The following is a 15,136-nucleotide window of genomic DNA, read 5'->3' as shown; positions in this document are numbered from 1 at the left end:
TCAAAGGTCGTGCTTCTTCTCGGAAACGGGAAGACGCTACGTTCATCCAGTTAATCGTCTATGGAAATCAGCTTGCGAAGCGACCGGCGTCGGCACCGTAGTAGTTGAGGTAACGGTCGGAAATGCTCGCTATCGGCAGGACAATCAACACGTCCGTCGTGTTGAAGGCGCGATCGACCACCGCCGAAGAGCCGACCATGGCACCGAGGCGAAGATAGCCCTTGATGAGGGGAGGAAGGGCCACCAGGGCTTTCTTCGGGTTTACCGCTTCCGCCGGCATCAGATCCATGGCACGCGCAAGGTGCGGCAGGGCATCGACGGCCCATTCGTCTTTTGCAGCAACGTTATGATGCAGGAACGACAACGCCAATGCGTGGCTTTCCGGATGGATCCCCGGGAAGGAGGCGCAACCGAACATCGCACTCATGCCGTGCTTCAGGGCGTAAGCCCAGTTGCCTTGCCACAGAAGCTCGACGGTGCGCTTGGTGCGATAGTCGGGCAGCACGCACGAGCGTCCAAGCTCCATGAAGCGTTTATCCGGATGGCGCGCAAGCAGCTCGTCGATGGCGAACTCGGAAGCCGAGTAAAATCCGCCGTTCGCCATCGCGACTTCCTGGCGCAACAGGCGGTAGGTGCCGACGATCTGGTCCTCGCTGTCGCCCTCAATCGAGCGATCGAGCACCAACAGATGGTCGCAGAAGGCATCGTAGGCATCGAAATCGCGCTTGCGACGCATGGCTTCGGCCGAGAGCTTGGCCTCCATTTCCTCGACGAACACACGATAACGGACCGCCTGGGCGGCATCGATTTCGCTCTCGGTTCGGGCGAGTCGGGTCTCGAGGTTGCCGATGCGGCCAAACACATCCGCCTCCTTCGGCGCGTCAGCCGTGCTCGATGGCCGATGAGCCTCGGCAACGGTGTCACGGTTGAAGACGTTCACAGACATGATGATTCTTTCATTGCCGGCGTTATGAAACGCCATAAAACACTTATATGCGACAGGAAAGTGACATTTTAAACCCCCCGATTTCGGAGAAATGCCAGGCTGGTTCTGCGATTAAAGTGCTTCCGCGCGGCGCGCGGACAGGGCTGCGACAGCTTGAACTTCCGTCAACAGTCTTATCGGATCGACAGGCTTCAGCATGACGCGGTTTGCGCCGTTCAGCAAGACTTGTCTGCGCGATTCGTCACGCTTGTCGGCTGTCAGGACGATGATCGGGACGGCCGGCACGTCGAGCCGGCGTTCGTGGCCGCGTAGCCGGCCAAGCATTTCGATGCCGTCACCGCCCGGCATGGAAAGATCGCTGATGACGATGTCGGGGCGTACGCTTCCTTCCGCGAGCGCGCGGTCCAGAAGCGTTTCGAAGTGGTCGACGTGCTCGACGGTATGTCCGGCTTTTTCAAGCATGGCACGGATAAGCATGGCGTTGATGGGATCATCTTCGGCCAGCAGGATTTTCAGTCCGCCCTGAATTCCGGCCTCGGGGATGGCGACACTGAAGCCCGGCTGATTGTCGTTCAGCGCATCGCGCTTTTCCATGCCGCGGATTCGCCCGCGCAGCACGTCGATCAGCGATTGCTCGCGCAAAGGCCGAATAAGCCATGCGTCGAACAGGTCGAGCGGATGGGCGTTACGCTCTTCGGGGTTGACGAGCAGGATCTTGCGCAACCCGAGAGCCGCGATTTCGACACGGTCGGCGAGATGCGTGGCAAATTCAGCGGACATCCGATGGTCGACGATGATATCCGTCGGGCGCCGGCCGTCGCGCGCCATATGAAGCAGCGTCTGCCGGGCGGTTTCCCCGTCCTCGACGAAATGGCAGTTGCCGCCGAGCGTGGCGATCGTTTCTCCGATTGCCATGCGGGCTGCCCCGGCCGGGGCAAGCAATATCACCACGTTGCCGGCAAGCAAGATGTTGCGCTGCGCACGGGTTTCCTCATTCGGGTCGAGGCTGAAGCGGATGCTGAACTCGCTGCCGGTTCCCTTCGCACTCGCAACCGTCAAGGATCCGCCGAATTCGCGCATGATGCGCGCGGAGATCGTCAACCCGAGACCTGTACCCGCGCTCTTCTGGATCGTGGTTCCGCCCTGCTCGAATTCACCGAAGATGCGTGCCTGTTCCTCTTCCGTCATGCCGGGGCCGGTATCCGTCACCGTGATCAGCAAGTCCTCGTCCTGCAGTGAAACACGAATTAGGACACCGCCCGCCTGCGTAAACTTGACGGCGTTGCCGATCACGTTGAAGAGCACCTGCCGCAGGCGTGCTGCGTCGAAGTTCGTCAGCTCCGGTACATCTGACGATACCGTCGCGCCGATCTCGATACCTTTTTCGTGGGCGCGGTGTGCGAGCATTTCGACGACGCTTTCAAGCAGCTTGCGCAGCGATTCCGAGCGCGGACGCAGCTGGAAGCGGCCGACTTCAATGGTCGTGAAATCGAGAAGGTCTTCGACGAGCTGGGTGAGTGCGTAGCCCGACTGCCGGACGCCGGTCAGGTAGTTATGTTGCTCCTGCGTCAGGCGGGTTTCGCTCATCAGGTGCGTCATGCCGAGAATGCCGGAAAGCGGTGTTCGGATTTCGTGGCTCACGGTGGCAAGCAGTCGGGACTTGGCCGCGCTGTTGTACTCCGCTTTATGCCGCGCCTCTTCGCGCGCCTGCGCCGTCAGGCGCTCCTCCGTTACGTCGCGGGCGATGCTTTGCAGGAGCAGGCGACCATCCGCCGGGTTGCGAGTGATGACGTCGCTCCAGAAATAGACGCGCTGACCTTCTGGCGTCGAGATTTCGACTTCGTATCGATGGGGCTGAGTGCCGGGACGAAAGGCTATGCCAATCTCCTCGCAGGTTTGTCCTTCCGGCTTGAGGCGACCTGTCAGCTTGCGAAACATCTCGTTGGCACCAACGATGCGCCGGTCCATGTCACGCGTGACGGTGATATCGCCGAGCGCATCGTGAATATCTGCAAAGAGGGCCGCGCTCCTGGTCCATTCCGAAGAGGACTTGCGGGTTGCGTTCCTCTTGCCGAAGCGCCTGGGGTCTGCGAAAGCCGCGAGCACCGCGATGAACGACAGCGCGGCGATGCCCAGCCCAATCGCAAACAGAAGCAGCCCGCCGATCTGGGCTAGTACTAGCAGTGTGGTGCCGGTAACCAGGCCCATGCCGCCGAGCCAGAGGAAAAGCAGCTTGCGCTTTGTGGCGCCGGTCGGATGACGTTGCGAGGACGGATCCACTTCCTTGAGAGCATGGGCTGTCTCAGACCGCTGATCATCGTGATGAGCGGCGTGCCCGCCAAAAGCGGCGGCAAGTCTTTCCTGCAGTTGACCCAGACCGTGCATGCTGTCTGCCTAGCACGCCGGCCGTTCCGAATGCCTTCAGCAATCCACTAAAACTTTAGCGATCCGTGCTTTTAGGTTGCATCAGCTCGTCCAATATCACGCATCCCGCGCCGATTGTGATGAAACTATCGGCGAGGTTGAACACAGCGAAAGACCATGTTTCAGTATGGAACAGGATGTAGTCGATCACATGACCGTAAAGGAAGCGGTCGATCAGATTGCCGAGTGCCCCGGCGATGATGAGGGCGTAGCCGAGGTGCGCGAAGGTGCGCTGCTTGTCGGTGCGGTGCCAGAGCCAGATGACAAAGGCGACGATGACCAGCCGCATGCCGACGATGAACCATCCATCCATGCCCGAGAGCATCGAGAAAGCGACGCCGAGATTGTAGGTGCGGTAAAGCGCGAGCATCGGAACAACCGGAACGACTTCCTGCAGCGGCAGCGTATGATCGACAACGATCTTGACGATCTGGTCGAGCACGACGGCGACGACGATAAAGATCAGTATCGGCAGCGGTCGTGAAAAGAGCGCCGGTCTTTCTAGCGTCTGCTCGGTCATTTGGCCTCTGAGAGTGAGAGAAGGTGGCGGCGAGCTTCAAACATCATGACCGCGCTGGCGACGGCAAGATTGAGCGAGTCGGCGCGGCCCTGTTGCGGGATGCGGGCAAGCGCGTCGGCTTCCCTGGCCAGTTGCTCCGGCAGGCCGGATTGCTCGTTGCCCATCAGGATGACAACGGGTTTCTTTTTGTAGTCGATCGTCCGGTAGTCGACGGAGCCGGCAAGATGGGTCGCGACGACCAAAACGCCGGCATGCTTCTTCCAGGCGATGAATTCCTCCGGCGTCGCGCGGGTGACGGGTACGGCAAACACCGAGCCCATGGTCGCACGAACGGTCTCCAGAGAAAATGGATCAGTGCTTTCGCCGACGAGAATGACGCCCGAAGCGCCCGCCGCGTCTGCGGTGCGGATGATGGTGCCGAGATTGCCCGGATCGCGGACGCGGTCGAGCGCGATCCATGTTTCGCCCTGGCCGGGGTGTATGTCGCGAAGCGGCTTCCAGCGGCTCTCGAAGATGCCGACCACCATCTGCGGATTGTCGCGCCGGGTGACCGAGGAAAGCACCTTCTCGCTGACCTCGAGCACCAGCCCGCCGGAGGCGACGGTCTTCGCCGCCATTTGCTCGACCAGCGGCTTGCCCTTGGCGGCCTTGGCATAAACAAGGGTGCGGATCGTCCAGCCGAGCTCGATCGCGTCGATGACAAGCTTCAGCCCCTCGGCCATGAAGGTGCCGCTCTGTTCGCGCGCCTTCTTGTCGCTCAGTGTCTTGATGTCCTTAATGATCGGATTGGCAAGCGAGGTGACTTCCTTCACCTGCCCGACCTTGTGCGGGCCGGAGCCCCTGTGTTCATGGCTCATTTCGGCACCCAGCGGGAGAAAAGGGAGGTGGAGAGCGCGCGCGCCGGTGTGTTGCCGTCCAGCCCTGCCTCGCGGATGACCAATTCGCCGGACTCGACCACACCGCCGGCACCGCGCATGGTTTCGCGCATCAGTTCATGGATCGAATAGAAGCTGGCACGGATCGAATAAGCCGTCAGCACCAGGCCGACAGCCTTCGGCGACAAGATCTCGCGGCAGACATCGAGCATCAGTGGCAGATGGTCGAACAGATGCCAGACCTCGCCATTCGGGCCACGGCCGAACTTTGGAGGGTCGGTCAGGATGATGTCATAGGTGTTGCCGCGGCGTTCCTCGCGAAGGATGAACTTCATCGCGTCTTCGCAGATCCAGCGGATCGGCGCCTTGTCCAGACGACTGAGCGCCTGGTTTTCGCGCGCCCAGCCGATCGCCTTCTTGGAAGCATCGACATGCGTCACCTCCGCGCCCGCGGCGGCGGCGACGAGCGAGGCGACTCCGGTGTAGCCGAAGAGGTTGAGCACCTTGAGCGGACGTCCTGCCGCCTCGACCTGCTGCTTCATCCACGTCCAGTGGACGATCTGCTCGGGAAACACGCCGACATGGCGGAACGAGGTGAAACGGCCGAAGAAATCGACGCCGAGTAGGTTCAGCGGCCAGGTCTCGCCAAGCGCTTCCTTCGGAAAACGCCAGCGCCCCGTGCCTTCTTCGTCGGTGTCGCCGGTAAAGGCCGCGTCTACTTTTTCCCAGGTATGCGCCGGAAGCGAAGGCTGCCACAGCGCCTGGCCTTCCGGCCTGATGATGCGATAGGGACCGTACTGCTCCAGCTTTTCGCCGTTACCGCTGTCGATCAGGTGGAAGTCACCGGCACCGAGCGATTCAAGGATCACAGGCACGCGCTCGGCAGGCCGCTCGCCCGTCCGCACCGTCAAGGGGCGTTCGATCGTCGCTGCGGCGGCTTCGCGTGCCGCCTCCCGCAAAGGCACGGGACTGCTCACGGGCTTCAGTGGGCGGCTGCTGCTGCGCTCATCGCCGCGGCGTCCGCCGGATGACCCGGCGCCGGATTTCTGGCCCGGCCGGCGTTCTTTCTGTCTCAACGTGGTCTTCCGCGTGCTGAACTGGATTGAGCCCGTGCAAATAGCATTCCGTTTCTGCTTGGCAAAGCGCTTTCCCGTCGTGATAAGTTTACCGACATCCAAATGGGAGGATTTCACATGGACTTGACCGGCGAAGAGCGCATCAGCGCGCCACGTGACGTGGTGTGGGCGGCCTTGAACGATCCCGAGATACTCAAGCGGTGCATTCCGGGCTGTCAGGCCCTGGAGCTGAGGTCGCCGACAGAGCTGACCGCGACCGTCAAGATAAAGATTGGCCCGGTTTCCGCGACTTTCAATGGTGAGGTCACCCTGTCCAACATCAACGCACCGGAAAGTTACACCATCTCGGGTGAAGGCAAGGGCGGCATCGCCGGTTTCGCCAAGGGCGGCGCGGACGTCACCCTGACGGAAGATGGCGCCGAAACGATCCTGCAGTATCAGGCGAGCGCTCAGGTCGGCGGCAAGATTGCGCAGTTGGGCGCTCGGCTGATCGACTCGAGTTCACAGAAATTGGCACGGCAGTTTTTCTCGGATTTCAACGCTGCCGTCAGTTCCGAGGCGGCGGAATAAAGCGGGTGGAGGGAGTTGGCAGGCCCCGCGGCATCGTCTAATCCGATGTCCATGAAATGGACAATCAGATCGCCGGACCAGGCGGATCAGGAAGCGCTCGCCGACATCTATCTCGCGGTTCGCCGCGAGACGTTCGCCTGGGTCGAGCCGCTGGCTTTCCGCCACCAGGATTTCTTCGCTCACACGCAAGGGGAGATCGTCTGGCTGGCAGAGACGCCGGAAGGCGAGATCGCCGGCTTCATGACGCTGTGGGCGCCCGACGACTTCATTCACATGCTCTACATCCGCAAGGATTGGCAGGGAAAGGGTGCGGGGACCGCCCTGCTGAGGGCTCTGCCCAACTGGCCTCGCCAGAAATACCGGCTGAAGTGCCTGGTCAGGAACGCCCGCGCAAAGGCGTTCTATCTCGCGAACGGATTTAGGGTGACCGCAGGCGGCACCTCGGCCGAAGGCGACTACGACGAGATGAGCTTCATTCCTGCGATCTAGCGACCTCGTGACGTCGCTTGCGGCGACCTACTGGAGTTGCGGTTTCTTCAGGAAGCTGTTGCGGTCTGCTGACTTGATGCGCAGCCACGCTTCGCGGCCATCGCGCAATACCCGCATAGGAATGTCAGCGCCGGCCGGGCCGCTGCTCCAGACTTTGCGGTAGAAATCCGCGAGGCCATCGACTTCCCCGTCGCGGATCTCCGAAATGATGTCGCCCTGCTGCAGTCCCGCCTGTGCGGCCGGACTTCCCTCGGCCACGCTCATGACGATCACGTCACCGTTGCTCTCGGCAGAAAAGGCGCCCAGCCATGGCCTCGGCGGCTTGTCGACCCGTCCACGAGCCAGGAGGTCGTCGAGGATGGGCGGCAACAGGTTGATCGGGACCACCATGTTGATGTCGGCAACCTCTCCATTCTGGCTCATCTGAAGTCGCAGCGAACCGATGCCCAGGAGTTTGCCGTCGGAATCCACCAGTGCACCGCCGCCCCAGGAAGGATGGGCAGGCGTCGTGAAGATCGCTTCGTCCAGCAGATATTCCCAGTAACCGGCAAACTCCTGCTTGGCGACGATGCTTGCCTCGACGAACTGACCTATCCCATCCGCCAGCACGACAGGATCGCCGATACCTGCCTTTGCGGCATCTCCGAAATCCAGCGCAGGGAGACCAAGCTCGCCCAGTGCCTGTAACAGGCCAAATCCGGTTTCCTGATCGTAGGCCAGTGCATGTGCGGCCACAACACGCCCGTCGTGGGTCGTCAGCCAGACCTCTTCGGCCTCGGTGATCAGATAGCCGATCGTCAGCACCAGTCCGGCCTCCCGGATGACGACGCCGCTGCCTTCCCGCCTGATGCCGAGCGCGTCGGCGGTAAAGGCATCGTCAGGAATGGAGGTTCGAACGGCGACAACCGATTGCAGGGTCTTATCGATATTCATGGTTTCATCCTCATAAGCCGTGGCGCTGAGGTGTTGAAACTGCTGTGTGGCAGAAGCGCGACGGGTAATACCTGCATAGCTATGGAGCCATATCGATCGCCGCAAGTATCCCGCGATCGAAATCTATCGCGACGGCAGTTGCCCAGCGATCTCGTCGGCGCGCGTCTTGTGCCGGTCGGCTTCGGTATGCCAGCGGACGGCCTCCTTCGCTTCCGAGCGCGCGCGCTTGCGATGCTTGCTCTGGCTGAACCATGTTGCTGCCGAACCGACCAACATGCCGATGATCAACGCGATAAACACGAAGACGAAAAAGGGAGCCGATAGCGAGAGAACCTGGTCATCCGGTCGGAATGGGTTGAACGCGAGCGTTACGCTCTGTCGATTGGCAACGCAAAAAGCGATCAGGATGATGCCGAGAGGCAGTAAAATCAGAAGGTTGAGGATCTTCTTCGTCATTTTTCACTTCCGCATGCTTTGGCGCGCGCCGTCTCCGGCGCAACGCTCCCTGTCAGCCACAGGATAGTAAGGGCTTCATGAAATTCAAGTGCGGTTTCGCCGCAGGCAGTGACAGACGAGGATCAGTCGTCCTGATCAGCCTGCCCCGGATTCAGTCGTTCACGCAATTCCTTGCCGGTTTTGAAGAAGGGAACCCATTTCTCTTCGACGAAGACCGTGTCGCCGGTACGCGGGTTGCGACCGGAGCGCGACGGGCGGTTTTTCACGGAGAATGCGCCGAAGCCGCGCAACTCGACGCGGTTGCCTCCCGACAGCGCATCGGTGATCTCGTCGAGGACCGCATTGACGATATTTTCGACGTCGCGGTGATAGAGATGCGGGTTGCGCGCTGCAACTATCTGCACCAGTTCGGACTTGATCACTGTCGCCCCCTTAAATTATTGATTTCTTATCAATCGCGGCCAACCTGCCAAACTGAAAGGAGCCCGTCAAGGAGCAACTTCTGTGGCAGAATTCCGGTTATGTCTTGAGCTTTGGCGAGATCGCCATAGCCAAGCAGCGTCAGTATCTGCGCGGCACTATCTGCAAGCAGGAAAGGCGTGCTGCTTTTCTTGTCCCAGTCAACCTGCGGCAGGTCCTTACTGACGTTGCGGGTTGCCAGATAGGCACGAATCTCGTCGTCGCCACCAATCTGATCGATGAGCTTGACCTTGAGCGCCTGCCGGCCGGTGAATATGGTGCCGTCGGCGAGTTTCTGAACTTCGTCGCGCGGCAGCTTGCGGCGATCGGCGACCAGATCGACGAACCAGCCGTAGCTGTCGACGATCATATTGTTGATCATCGCCTTGGCTTCCTCGCTCGCCGGATGGAACGGCGATGGCTCGGCCTTCAGCGGCGAGGATTTGATCTCTTCGAGGGAAACACCGATCTTGTCGAGCAGCGGCTTCACCTGCGGATACTGGAAGATGACGCCAATCGAACCTGTGATCGAGCTGTCGCCGGCGATGATTGTGTCACCTGCCGTGGCAATCATGTAGCCGGCCGAGGCTGCAAGCGTGCGGATATCGGAAACGACCGGCTTTTTGACGGCTATGGCGCGGATCGCCTTGAAGATTCGCTCGCCGCCATAAGTCGTGCCGCCTGGCGAGGAGATGGAGATGACGACGGCCTTGGCCGCATCGCTCATCTCGATGGTTTTCAAGCGTTCAAGGAGTTCCGTATCGTCGGTGATGAGACCGGAAATTGTCACGTGAGCGACATGCGGCCGGCCTGTTCCGGCATCACCCCAGACAAATCGATAGGCGGCTAGACCGAGCGCCACCAGCAGCAGAACTGTGACGATGCGCCAGAACCCGAGCTTTCGGCGAAGCCTGCGGCGATCTGCAATCATCGAGCTGTCCATTCATTCCTCCAGGCGGCACACGCCGAGCAATCCCAATCTAGGGCTGTCAGGGCGGCCGGAAATGCCGGTTTACCGCGGTTTCATTGCCTTTGTTGCTTGTTGCAGAAAAAAATCCATATTGGCAAGTCAGTGTAATAATGCGAAACGAACTGTGATCGGGCGAGACGATACCTATATACGTGCTCCGACATCGACATGGACTGATTTTATGCTGAATACAGTGAACACCAGCGGCAAGGCTGCCTTTGCCCGGCCCGGGAGGGGGCCGTATGGCGATGCGCGCTTCCATTCCGCACGCGTCCGGCGTCTCAAGGTTCTATTGCCGATCGCGGCTGTCGCGGTTTCGCTGGTTTTCATCGGGGTCTCCGTTATCCGCACCTATCTGCCGGAAAACATCAAGATCGCAGGCGCCAAGATCGAAAACGGCAAGGTGGTCATGGAAAAACCGGCCATATCCGGTCGCAATTCCGACGGCATCAACTATTCGATGATTGCCGAACGTGCCCTGCAGGACATCAAGAATCCGAACCTGCTCACGCTCGAAACCATCAAGGCGGCCGTGCCGATGAAGGACGATCTGATCGCCCGCGTCGAGGCGACGACGGCCGATTACGACCGGTCGACCGACAACCTGGATATCAAGGCGCCCTTCGCCATTCTCTTGAGCAACGGGCTCAAGGCGGACTTCCAGACAGCCAAGGTCGACATCAAGGGTGGGAAGCTTTTGACCGACGATCCTGTCGCGATCCAAAAAGATGGTGCTTCCATTGTTGCGCAGTCGCTCAAGATGACGGATAAGGGGCGGACGATCACATTCGAGGGGAATGTTCGCATGAATGTCGATCCATCAGCCATTCGCAAACAGGGCAACTAACAGCCGGGTCACCATGACAAACGATCGTCGCATCTCAGCCCGCAACACGGGTGCAATATTTCTCAACGGTGCACTCGCGCTCCTGCTGCTGGCCGGAGGCGCTGTTGCGCAGGCGACGACCAGCCAAATGGATGGTTTGAAGCTCAACAACGATGAGCCGATCCAGATCGAGAGCGACAAGCTGGAAATTCACGATCAGGAGCACACCGCCGATTTTTCGGGCAACGTCAAGGTGGTGCAGGGAGCGACGACTCTGCAGGCTGGTCACATGACGGTTTTCTACAAGCCAAAGGATGAAGCAGCGAGCGCCGGCACCACACCGGCAGCTGACAAGCAGGCGCCCGCCTCGATTTCGTCCGGCAATGCCGATATCGATCACATCGTAGTCACCGACAAGGTGTTTCTCACCTCCGGCACCCAGACCGCGACGGCCGACAACGGCTCCTTCGATATGGCCAAGCAGCTTTTTATCCTGAAGGGTGACAAGGTTGTCCTTTCGGACGGACCCAACGTATTCACCGGTTGCCAGTTGACGGTCCATATGGCGACGGGACAGGCGCAACTGGACAGCTGCGGGGGGCGCGTCCAGATACAGCTTGATCCAAAATCACAGAAAAAGAACTGACCCCGGCCTTCACGTGAAATTATTCTCGCTATCGACCATGTTCGGCAGGTCGGGCCCGCAGGCCGCGACCGAAACCAGCGCCGGTGACAAAAGCCGTTACCAGGGCACCCTTATTGCGCGCGGTCTGACCAAGACCTATAGCACTCGGCGTGTTGTGAACGGGGTGTCACTGGTGGTGCGGCGCGGCGAGGCTGTCGGTCTGCTTGGTCCGAACGGTGCCGGCAAGACGACCTGTTTCTACATGATCACCGGTCTCGTGCCGGTGGACGAAGGCACGATCGAGATCGACGGTAACGACGTCACCACGATGCCGATGTACCGCCGTGCGCGGCTGGGCGTCGGCTATCTGCCGCAGGAAGCCTCGATCTTTCGCGGGCTGACGGTTGAAGACAACATCCGAGCCGTTCTTGAAATGCACATCAAGGACAAGGGCGCGCGCGAAAAGAAGCTCGACGAGCTGCTCGACGAATTTCACATACGCAAGCTGCGCGGAAGCGCTGCGGTGTCGCTGTCGGGTGGCGAGCGTCGGCGTCTTGAGATCGCGCGTGCGCTGGCGACGGACCCCACCTTCATGCTTCTCGACGAGCCTTTTGCGGGTGTCGATCCGATCTCGGTCGCGGATATCCAAAATCTGGTGCATCATTTGACGGCCCGCGGCATCGGCGTCCTCATCACCGATCACAATGTGCGCGAGACGTTGGGTCTTATCGACCGTGCCTACATCATCCATGCGGGCGAAGTGCTGACGCATGGCCGGGCCAACGACATCGTCAATAATCCGGAAGTCCGCAGACTGTATCTTGGCGACAATTTCAGCCTTTGACAAAGTCAAAGGCGACGGAAATTCACCTTCTGTGACAGTTCCGCTTGACCAAATACGATAAAAAGGCAATTTTTGGGCCAACTTGGATTTCCGTGGCCTGAACCCGTGACAGGATGCGGTTTCCCGGAGGAGACGAACGGGAGTTTCGCGTCCATTATGGCACTATCGGCCAACCTTTTCTTGCGCCAGAACCAGTCGCTGGTGATGACACCTCAACTGATGCAATCCATTCAGTTGCTGCAGATGACGCATTTCGAGCTCACACAGTTCATCGCTCAGGAAGTCGAGAAGAATCCACTGCTTGAGTTTCCGTCAAATGACGCGGAAATGGGCAGCGAGCGGGTCGCCGACGCTGACGAGGTCTATGCGCGGCAGACGGATGAAGCAACGTCCGACGACGGTTACGATAGCCGCACCGAGGTGCTCTCCGCTGACTGGTACGAAAGTGGCGGCAGTGCCAGCGTCAGCCGCCTGACCGACGAGCTCGATTCCAACTATGCGAATGTCTTTCCCGATGACAGTGTGCCGCAAAGAGCGGATGCGCCCGAACTGATCAGCCAGTGGAAGTCGATGCCTGGCAGTGGCGAGGGAGCGGACACCTATGATCTCGACGATTTCGTTGCCGGCCAGATTTCGCTGCGGGATCATCTCGCCCAGCAATTACCCTTCGTGCTGCCGGATATGGGCGATCGGCTGATCGCCCAGTACCTTGTCGACCAGCTCGATGACGCCGGATATCTCCAGGGGAATACGGCCGACGCATTCGAGCGGCTTGGTGCCGCTGCAGACGACATCAATCGCGTCGTCGCCGCTTTGCAGACGTTGGATCCACCCGGCGTCTTTGCCCGCAGCCTCTCCGAGTGCCTGGCCATCCAGCTTCGCCAGAAAGATCGCTATGATCCAGCCATGCAGGCTTTTGTCGCAAATCTAGACCTTCTTGCACGCCGCGACTTTGCGACGTTGAAGCGGATCTGTGGCGTCGACGAGGAGGATCTGCTCGATATGCTGGGTGAGATCCGGCAGCTCAATCCGAAGCCGGGCAGTGGTTTCGAAGCCGGCGTTTCCGAGGCGATCATGCCGGATGTGGTTGTTCGTTCTGCCGCTGACGGCGGCTGGCTGGTCGAACTGAACCCGGACACCCTGCCGCGCGTGCTTGTCAATCAGACCTATTTCTCAAAGGTAACGAAAAGCGGCGACGATCACGCCTTTCTCTCGGAATGCCTGCAGACTGCCAATTGGCTGACGCGCAGTCTCGACCAGCGCGCCAAGACGATCATGAAGGTGACGAGCGAGATCGTGCGACAGCAGGATGCCTTCCTCATGCATGGTGTCGATCACTTGCGGCCGTTGAACCTCAAGACCGTGGCCGACGCGATCAAGATGCACGAATCCACGGTCAGCCGCGTAACCTCGAACAAGTACATGCTGACACCGCGCGGCCTCTTCGAGCTGAAATATTTCTTCACGGTCTCGATCAGTGCCGTGGAAGGGGGCGTTAGCCACTCGGCTGAGGCCGTCCGGCACAAGATCCGCGCCCTGATCGTGCAGGAGCTTCCGGAGGCGGTCCTCTCCGACGATGACATAGTCGATATTCTCAAGAATGGCGGAGTCGACCTTGCTCGGCGTACGGTGGCGAAGTATCGGGAGGCCATGAACATTGCTTCGTCGGTTCAGCGCAGGCGGGAGAAGCGGGCTTTGGCCAAGGTGGCCGGCTTCTGATGGTCGGACGAACGATCCTCCGGTGTATTCGTAAAATCTAATAGTCGTCTATTGACATTTGAGTCACTTCTCGCTAGAAGCCCGCCGCAATCGGCGCTGTGGATGGCGTCGCAAGTTATCCCCATCAACCGCAGGCGCGTCTAGCCGGGAACTTCGGCCGATCTTGCTTGAGATCACGCGAAGTGCTTGGATGAGGGTCAGCGTTGGCGTAAACTGGTACTCGCAAACCACATAAGAAGGAAACCTCCATGAGTGTGCGTGTATCCGGTAAACATATGGAAATTGGTGAATCGTTCCGTCAGCGGATCGAGGACCAAATTGGTGTGGCCGTTACGAAATACTTCGACGGAGGCTATTCTGGTCAGGTGATCGTGCAAAAGGCCAACGCCCGTTTTTCCGCCGACTGCAAGCTTCATCTCGATAGCGGAGTTGTTTTGCATGCCGCTGGTGAGGCCATGGACCCACAGCTGGCTTTCGACGCCGCTTCTCAACGGATCGAGAAGCGACTTCGCCGTTACAAGCGTAAACTCAAGGATCATCATGCCGGAAACCATCTCAACGGTTTTGCGGAAGTGGCCTACACAGTCATGGACGGCATGCCGGATCACGACGATGAGATTGAGGACGATTTTGCACCGGCGATCGTTGCCGAAAGCACGAAGCAACTGAAGACCATGTCCGTTGCGACCGCCGTGATGGCGCTCGACATGACGGACGAACCCCTGCTGCTTTTCCGTAGCCCGGGCAAGGAACAACTGAACATCGTTTACCGTCGCCAGGACGGTAACATCGGCTGGATAGACGCAGCCAGCATCAAAGGCTGAGATTCAAGGCGAGGGGCGGCAGTGCGGCTGCCGCTCTCCCTCTTGGCGCAAAAGGAAAAAGAAATGGCATTGGCAGATTTGCTGCAGCAAAATGCGATCATTCCCGCTCTCAGGGTAAATTCCAAGAAACAGCTCCTTCAGGAATTGGCTGCCAAGGCGTCAAAGGTCACCGGGCTGTCGGAGCGGGAAGTTTTCGACGTTATTCTGCAGCGCGAACGGCTCGGCTCGACCGGCGTCGGCAATGGCATCGCCATACCCCACGGCAAGCTTGCAAGCGTCCACTCGATCGTCGGTATCTTCGCGCGTCTTGACCAACCGATCGATTTCGAGGCGCTCGACGATCAGCCGGTTGATCTCGTGTTCCTGCTGCTCGCGCCCGAAGGTGCTGGCGCGGATCATCTCAAGGCACTGTCGCGTATTGCGCGCGTTCTTCGCGATCACGATCTTGTGGCGAAGCTGCGCGCGACCGATTCCGCTTCGGCGATCTATTCATTCCTGAACGAAGAGCAGGCCTCCAACGCGGCTTGAGCGTTGCCGGTTCTTCACAAAAAAGGCGCCCGATTGCTCGGGCGCCTTTTTT

At 59.6% G+C, this 15,136-nt stretch carries 17 protein-coding genes; 8 read left to right on the top strand and 9 right to left on the bottom strand.

The window, feature by feature from the left end:
• Positions 1 to 67 precede the first annotated feature (67 nt).
• The 5 genes from ASC90_RS01095 to ASC90_RS01075 all read right to left on the bottom strand — a co-directional run bounded on the left by ASC90_RS01095 (position 68) and on the right by ASC90_RS01075 (position 5,841).
• Positions 68 to 949 carry a GNAT family N-acetyltransferase gene (locus ASC90_RS01095; protein WP_200950832.1) on the bottom strand — a complete coding sequence of 294 codons (882 nt, stop codon included), beginning with the start codon at positions 947 to 949 and terminating at the stop codon, positions 68 to 70.
• A gap of 108 nt (positions 950 to 1,057) precedes the next feature.
• Complete coding sequence (locus tag ASC90_RS01090) at positions 1,058 to 3,331, bottom strand: ATP-binding protein (protein WP_056534418.1); 2,274 nt, start codon at positions 3,329 to 3,331, stop codon at positions 1,058 to 1,060.
• 55 nt (positions 3,332 to 3,386) lie between these two features.
• Positions 3,387 to 3,890: a signal peptidase II gene (gene lspA, locus ASC90_RS01085; protein WP_056534416.1), complete on the bottom strand. Its 504-nt coding sequence runs from the start codon at positions 3,888 to 3,890 to the stop codon at positions 3,387 to 3,389.
• On the bottom strand, positions 3,887 to 4,747 hold the full coding sequence (locus tag ASC90_RS01080) for an RNA methyltransferase (protein ID WP_056534414.1): 861 nt from the start codon (positions 4,745 to 4,747) through the stop codon (positions 3,887 to 3,889). The genes lspA and ASC90_RS01080 overlap by 4 nt, the downstream gene beginning before the upstream one ends.
• Positions 4,744 to 5,841, bottom strand: a complete 1,098-nt coding sequence (locus ASC90_RS01075) for a class I SAM-dependent methyltransferase (RefSeq protein WP_056535205.1) — start codon at positions 5,839 to 5,841, stop codon at positions 4,744 to 4,746. Before ASC90_RS01075 ends, ASC90_RS01080 begins: the two co-directional genes overlap by 4 nt.
• 117 nt (positions 5,842 to 5,958) lie before the next feature.
• Between ASC90_RS01075 and ASC90_RS01070 the strand changes: the two genes are divergently transcribed.
• Positions 5,959 to 6,411, top strand: coding sequence for a carbon monoxide dehydrogenase subunit G (locus tag ASC90_RS01070; RefSeq protein ID WP_056534412.1), 453 nt, complete (start codon positions 5,959 to 5,961; stop codon positions 6,409 to 6,411).
• A gap of 51 nt (positions 6,412 to 6,462) precedes the next feature.
• Positions 6,463 to 6,900: a GNAT family N-acetyltransferase gene (locus ASC90_RS01065; RefSeq protein ID WP_056535203.1), complete on the top strand. Its 438-nt coding sequence runs from the start codon at positions 6,463 to 6,465 to the stop codon at positions 6,898 to 6,900.
• A 27-nt stretch (positions 6,901 to 6,927) separates the two neighbouring features.
• Here the strand turns inward: ASC90_RS01065 and ASC90_RS01060 are convergent, their stop codons facing one another.
• The 4 genes from ASC90_RS01060 to sppA form a co-directional block, all read right to left on the bottom strand.
• Complete coding sequence (locus ASC90_RS01060) at positions 6,928 to 7,833, bottom strand: S1C family serine protease (RefSeq protein WP_056534406.1); 906 nt, start codon at positions 7,831 to 7,833, stop codon at positions 6,928 to 6,930.
• Positions 7,834 to 7,956: 123 nt separating this feature from the next.
• The gene (locus tag ASC90_RS01055) at positions 7,957 to 8,289 is read right to left on the bottom strand and encodes a LapA family protein (RefSeq protein ID WP_056534404.1); all 333 of its coding nucleotides are present in this window, start codon (positions 8,287 to 8,289) and stop codon (positions 7,957 to 7,959) included.
• A gap of 122 nt (positions 8,290 to 8,411) precedes the next feature.
• Positions 8,412 to 8,711 carry an integration host factor subunit beta gene (locus ASC90_RS01050; RefSeq protein ID WP_056534402.1) on the bottom strand — a complete coding sequence of 100 codons (300 nt, stop codon included), beginning with the start codon at positions 8,709 to 8,711 and terminating at the stop codon, positions 8,412 to 8,414.
• 29 nt (positions 8,712 to 8,740) lie between these two features.
• Positions 8,741 to 9,691 (bottom strand): signal peptide peptidase SppA, encoded by a 951-nt coding sequence (gene sppA / locus ASC90_RS01045; RefSeq protein ID WP_056534400.1) that lies wholly within the window; start codon positions 9,689 to 9,691, stop codon positions 8,741 to 8,743.
• 208 nt (positions 9,692 to 9,899) lie between these two features.
• Between sppA and lptC the strand changes: the two genes are divergently transcribed.
• The 6 genes from lptC (at position 9,900) to ptsN (ending at position 15,084) form a co-directional block, all read left to right on the top strand.
• Positions 9,900 to 10,565 carry an LPS export ABC transporter periplasmic protein LptC gene (lptC, locus tag ASC90_RS01040; protein WP_056535201.1) on the top strand — a complete coding sequence of 222 codons (666 nt, stop codon included), beginning with the start codon at positions 9,900 to 9,902 and terminating at the stop codon, positions 10,563 to 10,565.
• Positions 10,566 to 10,578: 13 nt separating this feature from the next.
• Positions 10,579 to 11,190, top strand: a complete 612-nt coding sequence (locus ASC90_RS01035) for an LptA/OstA family protein (RefSeq protein ID WP_200950826.1) — start codon at positions 10,579 to 10,581, stop codon at positions 11,188 to 11,190.
• A gap of 37 nt (positions 11,191 to 11,227) precedes the next feature.
• Positions 11,228 to 12,013: an LPS export ABC transporter ATP-binding protein gene (lptB, locus tag ASC90_RS01030; RefSeq protein ID WP_056534396.1), complete on the top strand. Its 786-nt coding sequence runs from the start codon at positions 11,228 to 11,230 to the stop codon at positions 12,011 to 12,013.
• Between the two features lie 156 nt (positions 12,014 to 12,169).
• Positions 12,170 to 13,732, top strand: coding sequence for an RNA polymerase factor sigma-54 (gene rpoN, locus ASC90_RS01025; protein WP_056534394.1), 1,563 nt, complete (start codon positions 12,170 to 12,172; stop codon positions 13,730 to 13,732).
• Positions 13,733 to 13,980: 248 nt separating this feature from the next.
• The gene (gene raiA / locus ASC90_RS01020) at positions 13,981 to 14,556 is read left to right on the top strand and encodes a ribosome-associated translation inhibitor RaiA (RefSeq protein WP_056534392.1); all 576 of its coding nucleotides are present in this window, start codon (positions 13,981 to 13,983) and stop codon (positions 14,554 to 14,556) included.
• A 63-nt stretch (positions 14,557 to 14,619) separates the two neighbouring features.
• Positions 14,620 to 15,084 (top strand): PTS IIA-like nitrogen regulatory protein PtsN, encoded by a 465-nt coding sequence (gene ptsN, locus ASC90_RS01015; RefSeq protein WP_056534390.1) that lies wholly within the window; start codon positions 14,620 to 14,622, stop codon positions 15,082 to 15,084.
• The last annotated feature ends 52 nt before the right edge of the window (positions 15,085 to 15,136 follow it).

Origin of the sequence: Rhizobium sp. Root1220 (assembly GCF_001426265.1) — a bacterium.
Classification (GTDB): Bacteria; Pseudomonadota; Alphaproteobacteria; order Rhizobiales; family Rhizobiaceae; genus Rhizobium.
The sequence above is the reverse complement of the archived record's forward strand: the minus strand, read 5'-3'. Positions and strand labels throughout refer to the sequence as shown.

What these genes read in the sequence shown, in the direction of transcription:
- ASC90_RS01090 (WP_056534418.1), bottom strand. Translation starts at nt 3,331, where the DNA reads ATGCACGGTCTGGGTCAACTGCAGGAAAGACTTGCCGCCGCTTTTGGC.
- lspA (WP_056534416.1), bottom strand. Translation starts at nt 3,890, where the DNA reads ATGACCGAGCAGACGCTAGAAAGACCGGCGCTCTTTTCACGACCGCTG.
- ASC90_RS01080 (WP_056534414.1), bottom strand. Translation starts at nt 4,747, where the DNA reads ATGAGCCATGAACACAGGGGCTCCGGCCCGCACAAGGTCGGGCAGGTG.
- ASC90_RS01070 (WP_056534412.1), top strand. Translation starts at nt 5,959, where the DNA reads ATGGACTTGACCGGCGAAGAGCGCATCAGCGCGCCACGTGACGTGGTG.
- ASC90_RS01065 (WP_056535203.1), top strand. Translation starts at nt 6,463, where the DNA reads ATGAAATGGACAATCAGATCGCCGGACCAGGCGGATCAGGAAGCGCTC.
- ASC90_RS01060 (WP_056534406.1), bottom strand. Translation starts at nt 7,833, where the DNA reads ATGAATATCGATAAGACCCTGCAATCGGTTGTCGCCGTTCGAACCTCC.
- ASC90_RS01055 (WP_056534404.1), bottom strand. Translation starts at nt 8,289, where the DNA reads ATGACGAAGAAGATCCTCAACCTTCTGATTTTACTGCCTCTCGGCATC.
- sppA (WP_056534400.1), bottom strand. Translation starts at nt 9,691, where the DNA reads ATGGACAGCTCGATGATTGCAGATCGCCGCAGGCTTCGCCGAAAGCTC.
- lptC (WP_056535201.1), top strand. Translation starts at nt 9,900, where the DNA reads ATGCTGAATACAGTGAACACCAGCGGCAAGGCTGCCTTTGCCCGGCCC.
- ASC90_RS01035 (WP_200950826.1), top strand. Translation starts at nt 10,579, where the DNA reads ATGACAAACGATCGTCGCATCTCAGCCCGCAACACGGGTGCAATATTT.
- lptB (WP_056534396.1), top strand. Translation starts at nt 11,228, where the DNA reads ATGTTCGGCAGGTCGGGCCCGCAGGCCGCGACCGAAACCAGCGCCGGT.
- rpoN (WP_056534394.1), top strand. Translation starts at nt 12,170, where the DNA reads ATGGCACTATCGGCCAACCTTTTCTTGCGCCAGAACCAGTCGCTGGTG.
- raiA (WP_056534392.1), top strand. Translation starts at nt 13,981, where the DNA reads ATGAGTGTGCGTGTATCCGGTAAACATATGGAAATTGGTGAATCGTTC.
- ptsN (WP_056534390.1), top strand. Translation starts at nt 14,620, where the DNA reads ATGGCATTGGCAGATTTGCTGCAGCAAAATGCGATCATTCCCGCTCTC.